The organism is Amycolatopsis thailandensis, from assembly GCF_002234405.1.
Lineage (GTDB): Bacteria > Actinomycetota > Actinomycetes > Mycobacteriales > Pseudonocardiaceae > Amycolatopsis > Amycolatopsis thailandensis.
Map to the genome: position 1 here is coordinate 15,457 of NZ_NMQT01000117.1, position 21,239 is coordinate 36,695.

At 68.8% G+C, this 21,239-nt stretch carries 18 protein-coding genes; 12 read left to right on the forward strand and 6 right to left on the reverse strand.

Annotation, left to right across the window (positions count from 1 at the left end; genetic code table 11):
• Nucleotides 1-70: 70 nt before the first annotated feature.
• On the reverse strand, nt 71-2,083 hold the full coding sequence (locus CFP71_RS31130; RefSeq protein ID WP_093937589.1) for a fatty acid desaturase: 2,013 nt from the start codon (nt 2,081-2,083) through the stop codon (nt 71-73).
• A gap of 452 nt (nt 2,084-2,535) precedes the next feature.
• Between CFP71_RS31130 and tig the strand changes: the two genes are divergently transcribed.
• From tig to CFP71_RS31160, 6 genes are all read left to right on the forward strand, one after another.
• A complete protein-coding gene (gene tig / locus CFP71_RS31135; protein WP_093937529.1) occupies nt 2,536-3,906 on the forward strand; it encodes a trigger factor in 1,371 nt (456 codons plus the stop codon).
• A 184-nt stretch (nt 3,907-4,090) separates the two neighbouring features.
• Entirely contained in the window at nt 4,091-4,693 is a 603-nt protein-coding gene (locus CFP71_RS31140; RefSeq protein ID WP_007034748.1) for a ClpP family protease, read from the forward strand.
• 27 nt (nt 4,694-4,720) lie between these two features.
• The gene (locus CFP71_RS31145) at nt 4,721-5,392 is read left to right on the forward strand and encodes an ATP-dependent Clp protease proteolytic subunit (RefSeq protein WP_016332354.1); all 672 of its coding nucleotides are present in this window, start codon (nt 4,721-4,723) and stop codon (nt 5,390-5,392) included.
• Nucleotides 5,393-5,622: 230 nt separating this feature from the next.
• Nucleotides 5,623-6,918 (forward strand): ATP-dependent Clp protease ATP-binding subunit ClpX, encoded by a 1,296-nt coding sequence (clpX, locus tag CFP71_RS31150; protein ID WP_016332355.1) that lies wholly within the window; start codon nt 5,623-5,625, stop codon nt 6,916-6,918.
• 104 nt (nt 6,919-7,022) lie between these two features.
• A complete protein-coding gene (locus tag CFP71_RS31155; RefSeq protein WP_093937530.1) occupies nt 7,023-7,403 on the forward strand; it encodes a hypothetical protein in 381 nt (126 codons plus the stop codon).
• Nucleotides 7,404-7,480: 77 nt separating this feature from the next.
• Entirely contained in the window at nt 7,481-8,401 is a 921-nt protein-coding gene (locus CFP71_RS31160; protein ID WP_279629254.1) for an anti-sigma factor RsbA family regulatory protein, read from the forward strand.
• A 158-nt stretch (nt 8,402-8,559) separates the two neighbouring features.
• Here CFP71_RS31160 and CFP71_RS31165 read toward each other — a convergent pair whose 3' ends face one another.
• Nucleotides 8,560-9,501 carry an alpha/beta hydrolase-fold protein gene (locus tag CFP71_RS31165; RefSeq protein WP_093937532.1) on the reverse strand — a complete coding sequence of 314 codons (942 nt, stop codon included), beginning with the start codon at nt 9,499-9,501 and terminating at the stop codon, nt 8,560-8,562.
• A gap of 97 nt (nt 9,502-9,598) precedes the next feature.
• Nucleotides 9,599-10,297 carry a TetR/AcrR family transcriptional regulator gene (locus CFP71_RS31170; RefSeq protein WP_093937533.1) on the reverse strand — a complete coding sequence of 233 codons (699 nt, stop codon included), beginning with the start codon at nt 10,295-10,297 and terminating at the stop codon, nt 9,599-9,601.
• Between the two features lie 85 nt (nt 10,298-10,382).
• Here CFP71_RS31170 and CFP71_RS31175 point away from each other — a divergent pair, with 85 nt between their 5' ends.
• Entirely contained in the window at nt 10,383-11,828 is a 1,446-nt protein-coding gene (locus CFP71_RS31175) for a carotenoid oxygenase family protein (protein WP_093937534.1), read from the forward strand.
• Nucleotides 11,829-11,897: 69 nt separating this feature from the next.
• Here the strand turns inward: CFP71_RS31175 and fdhD are convergent, their stop codons facing one another.
• Nucleotides 11,898-12,731: a formate dehydrogenase accessory sulfurtransferase FdhD gene (gene fdhD / locus CFP71_RS31180; protein WP_093937535.1), complete on the reverse strand. Its 834-nt coding sequence runs from the start codon at nt 12,729-12,731 to the stop codon at nt 11,898-11,900.
• A gap of 101 nt (nt 12,732-12,832) precedes the next feature.
• Between fdhD and CFP71_RS31185 the strand changes: the two genes are divergently transcribed.
• Genes CFP71_RS31185 through CFP71_RS31195 form a run of 4 tightly spaced genes read left to right on the forward strand, consistent with a single transcriptional unit; the run spans nt 12,833 to nt 16,544 of the window.
• The gene (locus CFP71_RS31185) at nt 12,833-14,194 is read left to right on the forward strand and encodes an L-lactate MFS transporter (protein WP_093937536.1); all 1,362 of its coding nucleotides are present in this window, start codon (nt 12,833-12,835) and stop codon (nt 14,192-14,194) included.
• Nucleotides 14,191-14,319 carry an MFS transporter small subunit gene (locus CFP71_RS45450; RefSeq protein WP_279629255.1) on the forward strand — a complete coding sequence of 43 codons (129 nt, stop codon included), beginning with the start codon at nt 14,191-14,193 and terminating at the stop codon, nt 14,317-14,319. Before CFP71_RS31185 ends, CFP71_RS45450 begins: the two co-directional genes overlap by 4 nt.
• A gap of 14 nt (nt 14,320-14,333) precedes the next feature.
• Nucleotides 14,334-15,092: an SDR family NAD(P)-dependent oxidoreductase gene (locus CFP71_RS31190; RefSeq protein ID WP_208636078.1), complete on the forward strand. Its 759-nt coding sequence runs from the start codon at nt 14,334-14,336 to the stop codon at nt 15,090-15,092.
• 48 nt (nt 15,093-15,140) lie between these two features.
• A complete protein-coding gene (locus CFP71_RS31195; protein WP_093937537.1) occupies nt 15,141-16,544 on the forward strand; it encodes an LCP family protein in 1,404 nt (467 codons plus the stop codon).
• 6 nt (nt 16,545-16,550) lie between these two features.
• On the opposite strand, the gene CFP71_RS31200 is transcribed toward CFP71_RS31195, so the two are convergent.
• Nucleotides 16,551-17,438, reverse strand: coding sequence for a hypothetical protein (locus CFP71_RS31200; protein WP_093937538.1), 888 nt, complete (start codon nt 17,436-17,438; stop codon nt 16,551-16,553).
• Between the two features lie 217 nt (nt 17,439-17,655).
• Between CFP71_RS31200 and CFP71_RS31205 the strand changes: the two genes are divergently transcribed.
• Nucleotides 17,656-18,825, forward strand: coding sequence for a hypothetical protein (locus CFP71_RS31205; protein ID WP_143267218.1), 1,170 nt, complete (start codon nt 17,656-17,658; stop codon nt 18,823-18,825).
• A 25-nt stretch (nt 18,826-18,850) separates the two neighbouring features.
• On the opposite strand, the gene CFP71_RS31210 is transcribed toward CFP71_RS31205, so the two are convergent.
• Nucleotides 18,851-21,157 carry an FdhF/YdeP family oxidoreductase gene (locus CFP71_RS31210; protein ID WP_093937591.1) on the reverse strand — a complete coding sequence of 769 codons (2,307 nt, stop codon included), beginning with the start codon at nt 21,155-21,157 and terminating at the stop codon, nt 18,851-18,853.
• Nucleotides 21,158-21,239: the final 82 nt, after the last annotated feature.

Here is a 21,239-nt window from a genome sequence, read left to right on the forward strand (position 1 = left end):
TGAAGGGGCCTTTCATAGCAAAATTTGCTATGAAAGGCCCCTTCATCGCACGCCTGCCGTCACGAGGCGCTCAGCGGTCGTAGTCCACGTCCAGCTCGGGCGAGGTCGCCACCGCCCGGCAAGTAAGGATCCGCCCCGCCGCGACGTCCTCGTCCCCGAGCGCGTAGCGCACGTCCATCCGCGCGCTGCCCCGCACCACGGTCGCCCGGCACGTTCCGCAAGCCCCGCCCATGCACGCGTACGGCGCGTCGACGCCGTGCCGCAGCGCGGCGCCGAGGACGGTTTCGCCCACCGTGGCGGGGATTTCGGCGGTTTTCCCGCCCGCTGTCACCGTCAGCGCGGGGCCGGGCCGCCGCGAAGGCCGGACGGGCAGCGCGCCTTGGAACAGCTCGAAGTGGACGTTCTCCTCGGGGACGTCCCGGTCGGACAGGGTCCGGCGCGCCATGTCGACGAGGTCGCGCGGGCCGCACAGGAACCACTCGTCCACCTTCGCCGGGTGCAGCCGCGCTTGCAGCAGCGCCCGGAGCCGGGTGCTGTCGAGACGGCCGCGCTGGTAGCGCTCGTGCGAGATCGCCAGCGCCTCGCCGACGATGTCGAACGGCTTTTCCAGCCGCTGTGTCCGCAGGTCCGGGTCGCGTTCGTCGGTGCGGTAGTGCACGACGTGCAGCCGCCCGCCCAGCTGGGTGGCGAGGGCGCCGAGTTCGGCGGCGAACATCGTGCTGGCGCCGGAGGTGTTGATGTACAGCAAGGTCGCCTTGCTGTTGGGCTCGTTCCGCAACGTCGAGGTCAGGATCGACAGGATCGGCGTGATCCCGCTTCCCGCGGCGAGCGCGACATAACGGCCGGAGCGGTTCCGCGCGGGGGTCAGCGTGAACACCCCGTCGGGAGGCAGCACTTCCAGCACGTCGCCCGCTTCGAGCTCCGTGGTGGCGAACGTCGAGAACGCGCCGCCGAGCTGATGCTTGATCGCGATCCGCAGCATGCCGGACTCCGGCGTCGAGCAGATCGAGTAGGCGCGCCGCATCTCCAACCCGTCCACCTCCGCGCGGATGACGAGGTGCTGGCCGGGGGTGAACCGGAAGGTCTCCCGCAGCCGCTCCGGCACGTCGAACGTCACCGTGACGGCGCCTTCGCACAGCGGCCGGACCTCGGAGACCCGCAGCGAATGGAACCGGCCCGGTGGCCGGGGCTGCGGAGCGGGCGGCTCCTCGTCGAACGAGCCGGTGAGCTGACGCCACTCGCGGTACTCCGACGACGTCAGTTCGCGGCCCCACGCGGTCGCGATCGGGACGTCCCTGGCGAGATAGGCGTCGCGGTTGTCCCGCCACGCGCGCAGGTACCGGTAGAACGGGATCGCCGGGTGGAGATGGTGCACCAGGTGGTAGTTCTGGCACAGCATGATCGGCGTCATCAGCCATTCCAGTCCGACGCGGACGCGGGTGGCGCCGAACCGGTTCTGCCGCTGCTCACCGAGGTCGTGATGCGGGAGCCAGTCGAACCACCAGGCCAGCACGGCCAGCCCGACGCGCTGCGGGACGAGGTACGCCACCAGCAGTTCCCAGCCGTGGCCGCTCACGGTCAGCCAGGCGAACGCGGCGAAGCTCAGCGCGACGACGGCCGCGGTCTCGATCCGCTCCGACCGCGGCCGGGAGCGCTGCCGCGCCACGTAGAAGCGGGCGTACCAGAAGTCGATGGTCAGCCAGCGCAGGGGCAACTGCCACCACGGGCCGTGCGCGGTCCAGGCGTCGGGATCGGTGTGGGCGTCCTCGTTGGTGTTGCGGTGGTGCTCCAGATGGATGTAGCGCACCAGCGGGAAGGAGCCGTAACCGGCGACGAACGGCATCGCCAGCCTGCCGAGGAGTTCGTTGACCCAGGTGAGCTGCCCGGCCGCGTGATGCGTCGCCTCGTGCAGCACCGTGAACATCGTGAAGGTGACGAGCGCGTGCAGGGGAATGGTCACCCAGAGCGGCGCGGCGTCGTTGACCACCAGCCAGGTGGCCCCGATCCAGACCATGAGGCCGCCGGTGAACAGCAGGACCGTCGGCACCGAGACCACCGGCAGCGGGATCCGCGGGTTGGGCAGCCCGCGTCTCAGCTTCTGCGCGGGAATTCCGTCCGTGTCCTCGGACCGGGTTACGGCGACGGCCATCGATCGTTCCCCTCGGTCGATGCTACCGGGACAAGCTGTCAAACCGTAGACAACTAGTACTGGTTTGTAAACTTCATCGGACTGGCGAAACGCCTCGTCACGGCGCCCGATGGTGCGACGCGGCGCGCATCCGTGTCCAGGAAAGGGCCGCTTCGTAACAGAGAAGAACCGAAAACTGGTCCGATCGGGTGGTCGGGGGCCGGTTACTCGGACAGTTCTCGAAAGCCGTGACCGGCCCGGGGAAGCTGCCCGGTGGCCCCGCGCCCGGAGCGATGAAGCACACGGCCTAGACTCGGACGGCCCGGTCTGCAGGCTGGCCAGGGCGCATCCGCTGCCGAACGCACGCGGATGCTCAAACACATCGTTTACCGCTCGAGGAGAATACGTTGAAGAGCACCGTCGAGCAGCTCAGCCCGACGCGAGTCAAGATCAATGTCGAGGTGCCGTTCGACGAGCTCAAGCCGAACTTCGACCGCGCCTACCGCAAGATCGCCCAGCAGGTGCGCATCCCCGGCTTCCGTCCGGGCAAGGCGCCGGCTCGCGTGCTGGAAAGCCGGATCGGGCGAGCCCCGGTGCTCGACGAGGTCGTCAACGAGGTCATTCCGGCCAAGTACATGGAAGCCGTGCGCGCGGGCGAGGTCCGCACGCTGGGCCAGCCCGAGTTCGAGGTGACCAAGCTGGAGGACCGTGAGGTTCTCGAGTTCACCGCCGAAGTCGACATCCGCCCGGAGATCTCGCTGCCCGACCTCGAAGGCTTCGCGGTCAGCGTCGACGACGTCGAACTGACCGACGCCGAGGTCGACGAGCAGCTCGACGAGCTGCGCGCCCGTTTCGGCACCCTGACCGGTGTCGAGCGCGCGGCCGAGAACGGCGACTTCGTCTCGATCGACCTCGCGGCCACCGTCGACGGACAGGAGGTCGAGGAGGCCTCGACCACCGGCCTGTCCTACGAGATCGGCTCCGGCCAGCTCGTCGACGGCATCGACGAGGCGATCATCGGCGCGAACGCGGGCGAGACCAAGACCTTCACCACGAAGCTGGTCGCCGGCGAGCACACCGGCAAGGACGCCGACGTCACCGTCACCGTGCAGACCATCAAGCAGCGCGAGCTGCCCGAGGCGGACGACGAGTTCGCCCAGATGGCGAGCGAGTTCGACTCGATCGACGAGCTGAAGGGCGACCTTCGCGAGCGCCTCGGCCGCGTCAAGAAGATGCAGCAGGGCGTCCAGGCCCGCGACAAGGTCCTCGAGGAGCTGCTCGAGCGCACCGAGATCGCGATCCCGGAGAAGGTCCTCGAGGCCGAGATCGAGAACCGCAAGCACGACGCGATCCACCCGTTCGACCACGACGAGGCGCAGTTCGCCAAGGCCCTCGAGGCCGAAGGCCGCACCCTCGAAGAGTTCGACACCGAGGTGCGCGAGGAGTCGGAGAAGGCGGTCCGCACGCAGCTGCTGCTGGACAGCATCGCCGACGCCGAGAAGACGTCGGTCAACGACGGTGAGCTCACCGAGCGGATCATCTACCAGGCGCAGCGCTTCGGCGTCAGCCCGGACGAGTACGTCCAGCGGGCGCAGCAGTCCGGTCAGCTGACCGCGATCTACGCCGACGTCCGGCGCGGCAAGGCGCTGGCCTCGGTGGTCCGCAAGACCACCGTGACCGACGCCTCCGGCGCCGAGGTCGACCTCGAAGAGCTCTTCGGCCCCGCAGCCGAGGAGACGCAGGTCACCGAGGAGACCGCGAAGACTGCGGCCGAGTAGGGAATATCCGGTCCGGTCGAAACGGACCGTAAAGCTGTAAGCGAACTTGGGCGGTGTCAGGCATTCTGCACCGCCCAAGTTCGTTAGGGTCGGTTGCAAGATCCTCAGCACCTGGACACAGCATCTGGACATACAGCGGCGGCCGAGGCACGGCTGGCCGCCGTCGGCGAAAAGGCAGGCAGACGTGACGCAGCACATGCCCGAGGCGCGGACCGGAACCGCGGGGCTCAACCTCACCGACTCGGTCTTCGAGCGGTTGCTCCAGGAGCGCATCGTCGTCCTCGGCTCCGAGGTCAACGACGAGGTCGCGAACCGGATCACCGCCCAGTTGTTGCTGCTCGACGCAGACGACTCCGAGTCGGACATCCGCTTCTACATCAACTCGCCCGGTGGCTCGGTCACCGCGGGTTTCGCGATCTACGACACCATGCAGCTGATCCGCCCGGACGTCGCGACCTACGCGATGGGCCTGGCCGCGTCGATGGGGCAGTTCCTGCTCTCGTCCGGCACGCCCGGCAAGCGGTACGCGCTGCAGCACGCGCGCATCCTCATGCACCAGCCCTCGGCGGGCGTCGGCGGCACGGCCTCCGACATCGCCATCCAGGCCGAGGTGTTCGGCAAGTGGAAGCAGGAGCTGGCCCGGATCACCGCCGAGCAGACCGGTCAGACGGTCGAGCAGATCGTCAAGGACGGTGACCGCGACCGCTGGTTCACCGCGCAGGAGGCGAAGGACTACGGCTTCGTGGACCAGGTCCTCACGCGCGAGAACCCGCTTCCCAACAGCTGATCCGCGCCGGCACACAGGAGAATTTCAATGAGCAACTTCCAGCTTCCGATCGGGTCGCAGGCGCCGGGGATGCAGTCGCGGCTCCAGCTGCCGCAGTCGCGGTACGTCCTGCCCTCGTACGTCGAGCGCACGAGCTACGGCATCAAGGAATCGAACCCGTACAACAAGCTGTACGAAGAGCGTCAGATCATGCTCGGCGTGCAGATCGACGACGCGTCGGCCAACGACGTGATGGTCCAGCTGCTGCACCTCGAGCACGAGGACCCGGACCGCGACATCATGATCCTGATCAACTCGCCCGGTGGCTCGTTCACCGCGCTGATGGCGATCTACGACACGATGCAGTACGTCCGCCCCGACATCGTCACCATGTGCATCGGCCAGGCCGCTTCGGCCGCCGCGGTGCTCCTGGCGGCCGGTACCCCCGGCAAGCGGTTCACGCTGCCGAACTCGCGCGTGCTGATCCACCAGCCCGCCACCGAGGGCACCTATGGCCAGGTGTCGGACCTGGAGATCCAGGCCAACGAGATCCAGCGGGTGCGGCGCCAGATGGAGGTCATCCTGGCGAAGCACACGAACAAGGACGCCGACGAGGTCAAGAAGGACATCGAGCGCGACAAGATCCTGACGGCCGACGAAGCCAAGGCCTACGGGATCGTCGACGAGGTGCTCGAGTACCGCAAGGCCTCGAGCAGCTGATCGTGCCGGGACCCGGTGCGTGTCGGGAGACGACACGCACCGGATCCCTGGTCTAAGGTCAGCTTCTGGCGTGCTCAGATGTGACGTTGGTTCTCCCGCCGACGGCATCGGACGGGTACCGTCAGTGGCAATGTGTGAGGCTCCGAGAGGTCATCCGTGACCGGGGTACGACAGTCAGGCACGACAGTGCAGGCGCGATGGAAGCGCCGGAGGGGACGAGGTCAACGGCCATGGCACGGATCGGTGACGGCGGCGACCTGCTGAAATGTTCTTTCTGCGGCAAGAGCCAAAAGCAGGTGAAGAAGCTCATTGCCGGCCCCGGGGTCTACATCTGCGATGAGTGCATCGATCTCTGCAACGAGATCATCGAAGAGGAACTGGCCGAGGCCGGTGAGGTCAAGCTCGACGAGCTGCCCAAGCCCGCCGAGATCCACGAGTTCCTCGAGCAGTACATCATCGGCCAGGACGACGCGAAGCGTTCGCTGGCCGTGGCGGTGTACAACCACTACAAGCGTGTGCAGTCCGACGACAAGGCCGGGCCGAAGGATTCCAAGGACGAGACCGTCGAACTGGCGAAGTCCAACATCCTGATGCTCGGGCCGACGGGCTGCGGCAAGACCTATCTGGCCCAGACCCTGGCGAAGATGCTGAACGTCCCGTTCGCGATCGCGGACGCGACGGCGCTCACCGAAGCCGGGTACGTGGGCGAGGACGTCGAGAACATCCTGCTCAAGCTGATCCAGGCGGCGGATTACGACGTCAAGCGGGCCGAGACGGGCATCATCTACATCGACGAGGTCGACAAGATCGCCCGGAAGTCGGAGAACCCGTCGATCACCCGCGACGTGTCCGGCGAGGGCGTGCAGCAGGCGCTGCTGAAGATCCTCGAGGGCACCACGGCCTCGGTGCCGCCGCAGGGCGGCCGCAAGCACCCGCACCAGGAGTTCATCCAGATCGACACGACGAACGTGCTGTTCATCGTGGCCGGCGCGTTCGCCGGACTGGAGAAGATCATCAACGAGCGGGTCGGCAAGCGCGGCCTCGGTTTCGGCGCGGAGATCCGCACCAAGGCCGAGATCGACGAGAGCGACATCTTCTCCGACACCATGCCGGAGGACCTGATCAAGTTCGGGCTCATCCCGGAGTTCATCGGCCGCCTCCCGGTCGTGGCGACGGTGACCCACCTGGACAAGGACTCACTGGTCAGCATCCTGACCACGCCGCGCAACGCGCTGGTGAAGCAGTACAAGAAGCTCTTCGAGATGGACAACGTCGAGCTGGAGTTCACCAAGACCGCGCTCGAAGCCATCGCCGACCAGGCCGTGCTCCGCGGCACCGGCGCCCGTGGCCTGCGCGCGATCATGGAAGAGGTCCTGCAGCCGGTCATGTACGACATCCCCAGCCGCGACGACGTCGCGAAGGTCGTCATCACCGAGCAGACGGTCCGCGAGAACGTGAACCCGACGATCGTGGCGCGTCAGCCGTCACGCCGTCGCAGCAGCGAGCGCGGCGAGAAGTCCGCCTGAGCGGCGATCTTCGTCATCGATGCCCCGGCCGGGTCCGACCCGGCCGGGGCATCTGTTTCTCCGGCCCGGTCCGGCCGGTGACCGGACCGGGATAGGATGCGAGGGTGCCGCTGACTTCCACGAAGGACGAGAACGAGGCTCCCGAGCTGGCAGCCGCGAGTCCACGCGAGGTCAGAGGACTCGTCGAACTCACCGAACGCATCGTCATCGGGGCCTATCGTCAGCACCCGTGGATCCCGCGCGCGCTGACGATCGCGCTGGGCGTGCTGGTGGTGACCTGCCTGGTGGCCGGTGTCGTCCGGTTGTCGCCCTTGCCGCTGATCCCGCTGCCGCTGTTCGCCGGCTCCGCGTACGCGCTCGTCCGGATCAAGGCCGCGCGCGCCGCGGGATCGAACCAGTCGCTCGTCGTCTGGACCGGACTGTTCACCGGTGCGACGCTCGCCGGATTCTGGCTGATCTCGATGGCGGGACGCTGGCTCGGCTGAACAGCCTCGCCGAAGGTTTTCGCATTTCCCTCCGTTAGCAGGGTTTCAGAATGGCTTCCACGAGGTAAGACGAGTCCGTGACAGTCACCGCGGGCCCCTTCTCTCACGTGGGTCTGCTCTACTCCGGTGACACCGAGTACCTGAACGGTACGGTTCCGTACATCCTCGAAGGCCTGAAGCTCGCCGAGCCCGTCGCGGTGGCCGTCCCCGGCCGGAATCTGACCTTGATCGAAGCGGCCTTGGGTGATTCCGCCGCCGACGTCGAACTCATCGACATGACCGAAGCGGGCCGAAACCCGGGCCGTATCCTCCCCGGCGTCCTGCTCGCGTTCGCGGACAACCGGCCGGGTCCGGTCCGGATCGTCGGCGAGCCGGTCTGGGCCGGGCGCTCGGCCGTCGAGTACCCGGCGTGCGCGCAGCACGAGGCATTGATCAACTTCGCTTTCGGCGACCGCGAACTCCGCATGCTGTGCCCGTACGACCGGACCCGCCTGAAGGGCGACGTCCTCGCCGACGTCGGGCGGACCCACCCGACTCTCTCCGGCGCCGACGGCGATCGTCCGAGCGGGGAGTACGCCCCCGATGCTGTCGTCGAGAAGTACAACCTGCCGCTGCCCGAACCGAAGGCGGCGGAGGCGTTCCGCTTCGACATCGCCAGGCTTTCCGCCGTGCGCAATTTCGCGCGGGAGAGAGCGGAGGAGAGCGGGCTCGCCCCGGACCGGGTGGAGGACCTCGTCCTGGCCGTGGCGGAACTGTCCGCCAACAGCGTGCTGCACGGTTCGGGGCACGGTGTGGTCCGCGTCTGGCGCGACGAGGACCACGTGCTCTGCGAGGTCGTCGACGAAGGCACGCTGAGCGATCCGCTGGCCGGACGGCGGCCGGCTCCGCCGGGGCAGATCGGCGGACGCGGTCTGGTGCTGGTGAACCAGGTCGCCGACCTGGTCCGGCAGTACCTCAGACCGGGCTCGACCGTGACCCGGATCTACTTCCGCCCCTAGGCGCTGTCCTGTAAGTCCGTCCGCGGTCTTCGCGCCCAGGCGGCCTCTGACGGCACGGGCGATCCAGCCGAGTACAACCCGGTACGAGACTGAATCGCCCGCACCGCCAGAGACCACCTGGATCACGAAGCCCATCGAACGGACTTACAGGACAGCGCCTAAGCGTTCTTCGGCACGTGCTTGCCGAGGAACGCGACCAGGCTCGGCACGACGGTGCGGTTGAACGCGTCGCCGTGTTTGCCGCGCGCGGTGTGCGCGACCGTGGGCCGCGCTTCGGAGATGAACTTCCGCACTCCGCCGATGAACGGATCCTCGGTGCCGCACCAGATCCCGGTCGGCACACTCTTGGTGACATCGATGTGGCGCAACGGGTCCAGCGAGCCCCAGTCGGCGGCGTCGCGGAACGCGCGCCGCTTGCTCATCTCCGGCCACGAGGTGATCAGGGCGGGCGCGAGGGCCGCGACCGCGGCGGGCGGGCGACGGCGTTCCAGGCGGCGCCGGGTGTAGAGCAGCGCGCCGAAGCCGCCCATCGAGAGCCCGGTGGCGGCGAACGGCAGCCCGTCCCGGCCGCCGAGGCCGCGGGCGGCGAGCCAGCGGGGGACCTCTTCGAGCAACATCGCCATCGGGTTGTCGCCGGGCTGGTTCTCGTGCCAGTAGTGGTCGCCACCGTCGACCGCGACGAACCCGAACGGGGGGACCGCCTTGCGGGCGACGTCGCTGCCGAGCTGCTTGAGCAGCCCCGTCGGGGCGGCGTGCCGCGCGGTGCCGTGGAGACCGTGCAGCATCAGCGACATCGGCAGGCCCTTGGGCGGGGCCTTGGTCGGCAGCATCAGGACGAGGTCGACCTCGCGCCCGCGGGCTTCGGAGTAGACGCGTTCGACGCGGGGGCTGCCGAGTTGAGTGGCGGGGGTCGGCGACGCGACGCCGAGCGCCCGCTGAAGCGCTTCGCTGAACGGCAGGGCCCCGGTCGCCGTTCCGGCGGCGAGCCCCGCGACGCCGAGGCCGGACGCCCCGGCGATCAGCACGGAACGACGGCTCAGCCAGCGGCGGGCGCCATGCACCCCCGGCAGCGTCGCGTGCCCCTGGTCGTCCTCGTTCACCCGTCCCCGTTCCCCCGTTGATCTTCTACCAGGTCAGACGTGCGTTCTCGCTGGAAGGTTGCACGATTCACCGACCTGTGACCGGGGTATCGCCGGATCAGGTGCCGATGTTTCCCTCTTTCGCGCGCCAGGACTCGATCGAGATCTGCGCGGACCTGGTCGCGGCCTCGTAAGTGTCGCCGAGGCCCACGCCGAGCGCGGTGGCCAGGGGAATCAGGATGTGGTCCACGCCATTCCGGCCGTCGCCGAAGTGGCCTGCGACCTCCAGCGTGATGTAGCCGTGCACGGCACTCCAGAGCTGCGCGGCGACGGCGAACTCCGGGGCGGGACGGAACCGGCCCGCCTCGATCAGCCGTTTCGCGGCGCGGACGAGGTAGCCGAAGGCCTCGATGCCCTCTTCGCTGGCGTTCTGGCGGCTCTCCTCACTGGTCATGTCGCCCAGCGCCGCCTTCTGCCCGTCGGGCTGGCTCTGGCCGAACGTCACCGCGTAGAGCTGCGGGTTCTCCACCACGGTCCGCCGGTAGGCGAGCGCCAAGGTGAGGATGTCGGCGGCCGGGTCGTCGGTTTCCTCGATCTCGCCGAGATTCGCCGACAGCCGTCGGAATCCCTCACGCGCGACTTCGTCCACCAAGGGGCCCATCCCGCCGAAGTGGGTGTACACGGCCATGGTCGACGCGCCGATCTCAGCCGCCAGCTTGCGGGCCTGGAGCGCCTCCGGGCCGCCGTCGGAGAGCAGCCGGATCGCCGCCTCGATCAGTTTGGCCTTGACCTCGGCGGCGGCGGGTTTCGGTGACATGGTTGCCAGTGTCTCATAACCCTGTTATAAATGTAGCCATAACCACGTTATATCGCTGCTTCAGCCATCGATCAGGGGGCCTGTGATGGGCAACAAGTTCCTCGAGGGCAACTTCGCCCCCGTCAACCGCGAGCACACGATCACCGAACTACGGGTCACCGGGCACATCCCGGAATACCTGGACGGGCGCTATCTGCGGAACGGGCCGAACCCGCTGTCCGAAGTGGACCCGGCGACCTACCACTGGTTCATGGGCGACGGCATGGTGCACGGCGTCCGGCTGCGCGACGGCCGCGCCGAGTGGTACCGCAACCGGTGGGTGCGCAATCCCCGGCTCTCGCGGGAACTCGGCGAGCGCTGGGAAGGCGGGTCCGTTCCCGGCCTCGCCTCCATGGGGGCCAACACGAACGTGATCGGCCACGCCGGCAAGACCCTCGCGTTGATCGAGGGCGGCGCCACGAGCTTCGAGCTGACCGACGAGCTCGACACCGTCGGCGCCTGCGACTTCGACGGCACGCTCCCCGGCGGCTACACCGCCCACCCGAAGCGCGATCCGGAGACCGGCGAACTGCACGCCGTGTCGTACTTCTTCGGCTGGGGCAACAAGGTGCAGTACTCGGTGATCGACGCGCAGGGCCGCGCCAAGCGCACGGTCGACGTCGAGGTCACCGGTTCGCCGATGATGCACGACTTCTCCCTGACCGAGAAGCACGTCGTCTTCTACGACCTCCCGGTCACGTTCGAGAGCGAGCAGGCCGTGTCCACGTCGGTCCCGTCGTTCCTGCGCACGCCCGCGCGGCTCGTGGTGTCCGCGCTGGTGGGCAAGGTGAAGGTGCCGGACCCGCTCAGCGCGAAGCTGCGTTCGCGGATCTCGGGCAACGCGGGCCTGCCGTACCGCTGGAACCCGAAGTACCCGGCGCGGATCGGGGTCATGCCGCGGGAGGGCGGCGACGGCGACATCCGCTGGTTCGAGGTCGAGCCTTGCTACGTCTTCCACCCGATGAACGCCTACGACGACGGCGACTCCATCGTGCTGGACGTCGTGCGGCACCCGAAGATGTTCGACACCGAGCTGCTGGGGCCTGCCGAGGGGCCGCCGACCCTGGACCGCTGGACCGTCGACCTGGCCGCGGGCAAGGTCGTCGAGGAACGCCTCGACGACCAGGGCCAGGAGTTCCCGCGTGTCGACGAGCGACTGGTCGGGCGGCCGCACCGCTTCGGCTACTCGGTGTCCACAAAGGATGGATCGGCGTCGTCGGGTGCTCTGCTCAAGCACGACCTGTGGAAGCGTTCGGTCTCGTCGAGGCAATTCGGCGAGGGCGCGCACGTGGGGGAGTTCGTGTTCGTTCCGTCCTCAGTGGACGCGGGCGAAGACGAGGGCGTGCTGATGGGATTCGTCTACGATCCCGCGACGCAGAAGAGCGACCTGACCATTTTGGACGCGGGGACGCTGGAGACCGTCGGAGCCGTGCACCTGCCGGACCGCGTGCCGAACGGCTTCCACGGGAACTGGGTCGGTACCGAGGGCTGAAGGGGACTTTCCCCGCATGCCACGCGGCGAAGGACGCTTTCCCTTCATGAGACGCCGGGAAAGCGTCCTTCAGCCCCCGAGACCCAGCACCCGCTGTTCGCCGCTGTAGAGATTCATGCTGTCGCCCCGCAGGAAACCGATGAGGGTCATGCCGTTCTCCTCGGCCAGTTCCGCGGCCAGCGACGACGGCGCGGAAACCGCCGCCAGCAGACCGATCCCGGCCATGGCGGCCTTCTGCACCAGTTCGAACGAGGCTCGCCCGGACACCAGCAGACCGGTGTCCGCGGCGGGGATCCGGCCCTCTTGCAGTGCCCAGCCGAGGACCTTGTCGACGGCGTTGTGCCTGCCGACGTCCTCCCGGACGACGGCGAGGTTCCCGTCGCCGTCGAACAGGGCGGCCGCGTGCAGCCCGCCGGTGCTGGAGAAGACCTTCTGGTGCGCGCGCAGCGTGTCCGGGAGCTTCGCCAGCACGTCGGTGCTGACCGCGAACTCGGACTTCTCCGGTGAGAAGCGGCTTCGCAGCTTCACCGCGTCGAGCGCGGCCTTGCCGCAGACGCCGCACGAGGACGTGGTGTAGAAGTTCCGCTCGACGCCCGTCTCCGGCGGCGCGACCCCTTCGGCCAGGGCGATGTCCAGGACGTTGTAGGTGTTGCGGCCCTGGTCGTCGACGCCGTCGCAGTACCGGGCGACCGCGACGTCCTCGCGCGAGGTGAGCACGCCCTCGGACAGCAGGAAGCCGTGCGTGAGCTCGACGTCGTTGCCGGGTGTCCGCATGGTGACCGCGAGTGCCTTGCCGCCGACGCGGATCTCCAGCGGTTCTTCGGCCGCGAGCGCGTCGGGCCGTCGCACGTCCCTGGTCGCGGAGATCTTCCGCACCGGACGGCGCACCGTCACCCTGCCCACTTGTCCACCTTTCTGGCCGGTCATTCGACAGTCGTGTACTGCAACGCCGGGAATTAAGTAATACATTCCCAGTGCACATCCTCAGAGTACGGAGGCGCCGGATGGCTGTCGGCTTCCTGGACCGTTCCCGCATCGTCGCATCACCGGGCTGGAGCCGCTGGCTGGTGCCGCCCGCCGCGCTGGCCGTCCATCTGTCGATCGGGCAGGCGTACGCGTGGAGCGTCTTCAAACCGCCGCTGGAAAAGACGCTCGGACTCAGCGGCACGGAGAGCGCTCTGCCGTTCCAGCTCGGCATCGTGATGCTCGGGCTTTCGGCGGCGTTCGGCGGGACGCTGGTCGAGCGCAACGGGCCGCGCTGGGCGATGTTCGTCTCGATGGTCTGCTTCAGCTCGGGCTTCCTGCTCGCCGCGCTCGGGGTGGCGACGTCGCAGTACTGGCTCGTCGTCCTCGGCTGGGGCGGGATCGGCGGCATCGGGCTCGGCATCGGCTACATCTCGCCGGTGTCGACGCTGATCAAATGGTTCCCGGACCGGCCGGGAATGGCCACCGGCATCGCGATCATGGGCTTCGGCGGCGGCGCGCTGATCGCCTCCCCGTGGTCGTCGCAGATGCTGGGCGCGGCGCCGTGGACGATCGGGACGGTCGCGACGGCGTTCCTCGTGCACGGCCTGGTCTACGCGGTCTTCATGAGCCTCGGCATCCTGCTGATCCGGGTGCCCGCCGACGACTGGAAGCCGAAGAGCTGGGAACCGAAGGCCGCGAACGGCAACGCGATGATCACCACCGCGAACGTTTCGGCGCGCAACGCCATCAAGACGCCGCAGTTCTGGCTCCTCTGGGTGGTGCTGTGCTTCAACGTGACGGCGGGCATCGGCATCCTGGAGAAGGCGGCGCCGATGATCGCGGACTTCTTCCGCGAGACCTCGGCGCCGGTCGGCACCGCCGCCGCGGCCGGGTTCGTCGCGTTGCTGTCGCTGACCAACATGCTCGGCCGGTTCGTCTGGTCGTCCACTTCGGACCTGGTGGGCCGCAAGAACATCTACCGGCTCTACCTCGGCGCGGGCGCCCTGCTGTACCTCGTGATCGCGTTGACCACCAACGCCTCGAAGCTCGTGTTCGTCCTGTGCGCGATGCTGATCCTGTCCTTCTACGGCGGCGGTTTCGCGACCGTCCCGGCGTACCTGAAGGACCTTTTCGGCACCTACCAGGTCGGCGCGATCCACGGCAGGCTCCTGACCGCGTGGTCGATGGCGGGGGTGCTCGGGCCGCTGATCGTCAACGCCATCGCCGACAGCCAGAAGTCGGCGGGCAAGGTCGGCCCCGACCTCTACACGACGTCGCTGTTCATCATGATCGGCCTGCTGGTCGTCGGCTTCGTCGCCAACGAACTGGTGCGGCCGGTCAACCCGAAGTTCCACGAGCCGGCGTCGTCCGGCGAGGCCGCGAGGAGTGAGGCCCGATGACCGAACAGGCTCCCGAGCCCCGCCGCACCGGGCTGATGGTGTTCGCGTGGCTGTGGGTCGCGCTCCCGTTCGCCTACGGCGTCTACGAACTGTTCCGCAAGGTGGTCCAGCTCTTCGGCGGCTGACTAAGGTCGGAGCCATGGGAGTTCTGGTGACCGGGGCGTCGCGCGGCATCGGCCGGGCGATCGCGCGGGCCTTCGCGGAAAAGGGCGACCGGGTCGCCGTCCACTACGCCTCGAAGCGGGAGGACGCCGAGCGGACACTCGCCGGGCTGCCCGGTTCCGGGCACGGGCTGGTCCAGGGCGATCTCTCGGATCCCGAGGTGGCGCAACGGGTCGCCGACGAAGCCGAGTCGGCCGTGGACGGCGTCGACGTCCTGGTGAACAACGCCGCGTTCGCGCCGTCCGCCGCGTCGGCGCATCCTGTCGCGGAAGTGTCCTATGCGGACTGGCAGCGGATCTGGCGGCGCATGGTCGACGTCAACGTGCTCGGCACGGCGAACGTGACCTACTGCGTGGCGCGGCACATGATCGAGCGTGGCGTGCCCGGCCGCGTGGTCAACATCGGCTCGCGGGGCGCCTTCAAGGGCGAGCCCGAGTTCCCCGCATACGGCGCGAGCAAGGCCGCGCTGCACTCGCTCGGGCAGTCGCTCGCCGTGGCCCTCGCCCCGCACGGCATCGCGGTGACCTCGGTCGCGCCCGGTTTCACGGCCACCGACAGGGTCGCGACGAAGCTCGAAGGCGCGAGCGGCGAGGTCCTGCGCGGGCAGAGCCCGTTCGGCCGGGTCGGCACGCCGGAGGAGGTCGCCGCCGCGGTGCTCTACCTGGCTTCCGGTGAGGCGGCTTGGGCGTCCGGCGCGATCCTCGACCTGAACGGCGCGTCGCATCTGCGGATGTGAAGTGGATCACCTATGCAGCAGTGACGGCGTCCCGCGCGTCCTAAGGAAGTGCACAAGCTGGGGAAGGTCCTGGTCGCCGGGCTGGCGGTGGCGGTGTTCGGCGGGACCGCGTACGGATACACGACGCTGGAGTCGCTCGACGGCATCACCCGCGAAGACGTGATCGAGGCACCGGAGCCGGGGGAGCGGCCCGCCGACGGGTCGCTGGACATCCTGCTGGTCGGGCGCGATTCGCGGACCAACCAGCAGGGCGAGCCGCTGGACCCGGCGATGCTGCGCGAGCTGCGGGTGGGGGCGAACGGCGACGACCTGACCGACACGCTCATCGTGCTCCGCATCCCCAACGGCCAGAAGGCGGTCAAAGCCTTCTCGATCCCGCGTGACTCCTTTGTCGCGGAGCCGGGGACGAAGGACAAGACCAAGATCAACGGGATCTTCGGCCACGCCAAGTTCGCCTCGGCGAGCGAGCAGCGCAAGGCGGGCAAGACCGACAAGGCGGAGATCGAGAAGGTGGCGATCACGGCCGCCCGGAAGGCGACCCTGAAGGCGGTCGAGGACCTCACCGGCGTCAAGATCGATCACTTCGCCGAGGTCAACCTGCAGAGCTTCTACGACATCAGCAACGCCGTCGGCGGGGTCGAGGTGTGCCTGAAACGGGACACCAAGGACGTCAAATCCGGCGCGAACTTCAAGGCGGGGAAGCAGACGATCCAGGGTGCCGACGCGCTGGCCTTCGTCCGCCAGCGTGAGGATCTGCCTCGCAGCGACCTCGACCGCGTACGCCGCCAGCAGGTGTTCCTCGCCGGCCTGGCGAAACAGGTGCTCTCCGCGGGGACACTCGCCAACCCGGCCAAGGTCTCCGACCTGATCGACGCGGTGAAACGGTCGGTCGTCCTCGACGGCTCATGGGACCTGCTCGACTTCGTGAAGCAGATGCAGGGTGTCTCCGGCGGCGGTATCGCCTTCGAAACGATCCCGGTGGTCAACCCCGACTACCGCTACAACCCCAAGCAGCCGACCTGGACCGCCGTGCAGGTGGACCCCGCACAGGTGAGGGCTTTCGCCGCGTCCCTGATCGGTGCCCAGCCCTCGACACCGCAGACCCCCGCCGGCCCCAAGGTCGACGTCGTCAACGCGAGCGGCAAGGACGGCCTCGCCGCCCGCGTCTCGGATCTCCTGGTGGAGAAGGGATTCGGCAAGGGCGACACGACGGCCGACACCGGACGGCGGACCTCCGTCGTCCGGTTCAGCGACGCGTCCGGGCCCGCCGCGGAGATCGCGAAGCTGCTCGGCGGGCTGGAAACCCAGAAGGCCGATTCCGTCGCGGCGGGCCACGTGCAGGTCGTCCTCGGACAGGTCTACAAGGGACCGGGCGTGTCCGCGGGGGGCGGGTCGGCCGGGGCCCGGACCGACCAGCCGATCACTTCCGACGACACCGGCTGCATCGACTGAGCGAGGTCAATCCCTCGGCGGGATCCTGCCGTTCTTGGCGACCGGAAGGCCGAGCTGGGCCGGTTCGGTGAGGATGACCTCCTCGCCGGGAAGGTGCGCCAGCACCGGGTCGAGGTGGGTCAGTTTCAGCGCGACCGGCCCGATGACACTCGGCCCGGTGGCGACGTCGTACTTCGCCAGATCCAGCCACCGCACCGTGCCGAGCACCTCCCGGGGGATCTCGTCACCGCGTTTGGCCACCGGGACGCACAACTGCCGTGCGTCGCCGACCCTCACCTCCGTCTTCGGCCGGTCGGCCAGCACCGGGTTGAGATGTCCCAGCGTCAACGGGAAGGGACGGCCGGGGATCCCGAGGACACGCAGGGCGTAGCACTCGAGGTCGATGTGCCGGACGAACGACAGGATCTCCGGCGGCGGCAGCTCGCCGTTCTTCGCGACCGGGACACACAGTTGTTCCGGCGACAGCATGGTCACGGGGGCGTCCTGGATCCCGAGCCTTTGCACGACCGGGTTCAGCTGGCTGAGCGTCAGCGGGAAGTTCCTGGCGCCGCCTTCGATCCGGTAGCAGGCCAAGTCCACCCAGCGGGCGTAGTCGAGGATCCCGGGCGGCGGGATGGCGCCGTTCTTCGCGACCGGCACGCAGAGTTGCTCGCGCGCCCCCAGTTCGACCGTCTCCGGCGGCAGCTCGGCGAGCACGGGATTCAGGTGCTGCAAGGTGACAGCCGTCGGTGGCGGTTTGTAGCCCTCGGTCCGATAGCAGGACAGGTCGAGCTGGGAGACGAAGGGGAGTGGCGGTGGTACGGCCGGAGCGGCCGTGGCCGCGCCGGGCAGGACGGCGACGAGCATGAGCGAGGCCGAGGCGGCGAAACCGCGCAGGGTCGATCTTCGTGACATGGCGAGGCCTTTCCGTGAGCGGGTCGCGTTTCACGGTGGACCCGGTCCGGCCTCGCCCGGCACCGCCAAGGGGGCAGCCAAAGGTGCGGCGAGGCAAAGATGTCCCTGTGATCAACCTGGCGTCGGCCGGACCCTTTCGGGTCTACCGGAGCGGGCTCGGCGGAGGCTAGGTTGGGCGGACCGAGTTTGATCGACTTGAGTGACTGGGGAGTTGCCGATGTCCGCATCGATTCGTCATGCCCGAAGAACGGTCCTGAGCGCCGCGTTGGTGGCCGGGGTGGTACTCGCGACGGCTCCGGCCGCGCAGGCGGTACCCGGCCAGGAGTTCGTCACCACCCCGACAGGCGCGCTGACCTCTCTTCGGTCGGTAAGCGCTTTCGCGACGACGGAAACCGGGAAGGCGTGGGCCGTCGGCTCCGGCTGGTGGTCCGCGGGGATCGCGCGCTGGGACGGCGCGGCGTGGCAGGAGGAGCAGACACCCCAGTTCAGCGGTGGTTTCTCCGGCGCGGTCGCGGTGGGCGACACGAACGTCTGGGCCGTGGGGACGAACTACGACGCGGGCAGCGGCGGCAGGCCGGTGGCACTCCACGGCGACGGCACGACCTGGACCCAGACGGCGATCCCGGAGGTCCCGGAGAAGATCGCCCGGCTGAACGACGTGGCCGCGTCGGGCGCGGACAACGTCTGGGCGGTGGGTTCGGCCGGCGTCGACGGCTCCCAGCAGCCCAACCCCGATTCCCGGCCGTTCGTGGTGCGCTGGAACGGTTCCGCCTGGCAGGAGGTCGCGGTACCGGTGCCCGCCGGCACCCGGTACTCGGCGCTGTCCTCCGTCGCGGTGCGCGGCCAGGAGGTGTGGGTGTCGGGCTACGCCTACGTCCGCCTCGACGACGGCCAGGAACGGTATCGCGCGCTCGTGGAGCGTTTCGACGGTACACAGTGGACGATCGTGCCCACGGCGCCCGAACCCGGCGCGCCCGAGGACTTCCTGCGCTTCGCCAACCGGATCGCCGTCGGCGCGCCCGGTGAGGTGTGGCTGGCCGGGCAGGCCGACGTCGACCAGCTGATCCAGCGGTGGACCGGTTCCGCCTTCGAACGCGGTCCGGAGCTGCCCGTGGACCTGCGGATGCCGACAGCGAGGTACGGCTCGCTCAGCGCCGACGACAACGGCAAGGCGTGGGTCACCAGCGCGAAGTACGACTCCGGTGCCGGGGTCAGCAGGCCGCTGTTCGGGGTCTGGAACGGGACCGGCTGGACCGACGTCCCGGTGGCCGACCAGTCGCTCGCCGGCAACGGCGGCGTGGTCGCCACGAGCCGGTCCGGCGGGGTGATCTGGGCGTATGTCCAGACCAATTCGTCCACGCCGGTGATCCTGCGCGCCGAGGGCTAGCCGATGGTGGTCCGGCCGGGGCCGCTCAGCCCAGCGGCTCCAGCCGGACCACGATCGCCTTCGACACCGGCGTGTTCGACTTGTCCGCCACCGAATCCAGCGGCACCAAGGCGTTCGCCTCGGGGAAGTACGCCGCCGCACACCCTCGCGCCGTCGGATACGAGACGACGCGGAAGCTCGGGGCCCGGCGGTCGCCGTCCCGCCATTCCGAGACCAGGTCGACCATCGCGCCGTCGGCCAGTCCGAGCGAGACCAGGTCGTCGGGGTTGACCAGCACCACACGCCGGGCGTCCTCGATACCGCGGTAACGGTCGGAAAGCCCGTAGATCGTGGTGTTGTACTGGTCGTGGCTGCGCATCGTCTGCAACAGCAGCCTGCCTTCGGGCACCTGCGGGTATTCGAGTTCGGAGACGGTGAAGTTCGCCTTGCCGTTCGCGGTTCCGTTGAACTGCCGGGAATCACGCGGCGCGTTCGGGAGGACGAATCCGTCCGGTTCGCGGACCCGGGCGTTGTAGTCGTGGCAGCCGGGGACGACGCGCGCGATCCGGTCGCGGACGAGGTCGTAGTCACCGTGGAAGTCCCGCCACGGCACGGGATGCCCGGCGCCGAGCAGCGCTTCCGCGAGATGACAGATGATCGCGACCTCGGACAGCAGGTGCTCACTGGCCGGGGCCAGCCTGCCGCGCGAGGTGTGCACCTGCGACATCGAGTCCTCGACGGTGACGAACTGCTCGCCGGCGGCCTGGGTGTCGCGTTCGGTGCGGCCGAGGGTGGGCAGGATCAGCGCGGTCTTGCCGGGGACGACGTGCGAGCGGTTGAGCTTCGTCGACACGTGCGCCGTCAGCGAGCAGGACTTGAGCGCCTTCTCGGTCAGTTCCGTGTCCGGGGTGGCGGAAGCGAAGTTGCCGCCGACGGCGAAGAAGACCTTGCCCTTCCCGTCCCGCATCGCGCGGATCGCGGCGACGGTGTCATAACCGTGGTCTCGCGGCACCTTGATGCCGAACTCGTCGTCGAGACTGTCCATGAAGGACTCCGGCATCTTCTCCCAGATGCCCATCGTCCGGTCGCCCTGGACGTTGGAATGCCCGCGCACCGGGCACAGGCCCGCGCCCGGCTCGCCGATCATGCCGCGCATCAGCGCCAGGTTCGCGACCTCGGAGATCGTCTGCACCGCGTGCTTGTGCTGGGTCAGGCCCATCGCCCAGCAGTAGATGGTCCGCTTCGACGTCGCGATCATCCGCGCCAGCCGCTCGATCTGCTCACGCGGCAGCCCGGTCGCCGCGGCGACCTCGGTCCAGTCGATCTCCCGCAGATGCTTCGCGTAGTCCTCGAACCCCTCGGAAGACGACTCGACGAACGCGCGGTCGACGATCGTGCCGGGCGTCTCCTGCTCCCACCGCAACAGGAGATGCCCGATCGCCTGGAACAGCGCGAGGTCGCCGCCGAGGCGGATCTGCGCGAACTCGTCGGCCAGCGGGGTGCCCTTGCCGACCACGCCCCGGACGTTCTGCGGGTTCTTGAACCGCATCAGACCGGCTTCGGGCAGCGGGTTGACCGCCATGATCTTCGCGCCGTTGCCCTTGGCCTCTTCCAGCGCGGACAGCATGCGCGGGTGATTGGTGCCGGGATTCTGGCCGACCACCACGATCAGGTCCGCCTTGTGGATGTCGGCGAGCGTCACCGAGCCCTTGCCGATCCCGGTCGTCGCCGCGAGCGCCGCCCCGGAGGACTCGTGGCACATGTTGGAGCAGTCCGGGAGGTTGTTGGTGCCGTAGGAGCGCACGAGGAGCTGGTAGAGGAACGCGGCCTCGTTGCTGGTGCGGCCGGAGGTGTAGAAGATCGCCTCGTTCGGATCGCTCAGTGCCCGCAGTTCGTCCGCGACCAGGGTGAACGCGTCGTCCCAGGAGATCGGCTCGTAGTGCGACGCGCCCTCGCGCAGCACGAACGGCTCGGTGATCCGGCCCTGCTGGCCGAGCCAATAGTCCGTCTTGTCCGCCAGCTCCTGGATGGAGTGCTCGGCGAAGAACTCGCGGCCGACCCGGCGTTTCGTGGCCTCCTCGGCGACGGCCTTCGCGCCGTTCTCGCAGAACTCGGCCAGCTTGCGGTGCTCGCCGTCGACCTCGCGCGGCTCCGGCCAGGCGCAGCCGGGACAGTCGAAGCCGTCGCGCTGGTTCAGCAGGCGCAGCGTCTTCACCGTGCGCGCGGCGCCCATCTGCTCCATGCCGCGCATCAGGGAGACAGCGACCCCGGGGATCCCGGCCGCCCAGCTCTTCGGTTTCCCGACCTCGAGCTCGGTCTCGTCAACGTCGTTCGCGGGTGCTTCGCGGGTCATGACCCCATCGTGCGCCTTGCCGCTCGCGCGCGCGACCGAGGGGTGGCCGGCCACGCCGTTGGGCACCTGCTCGCGCTGGGTT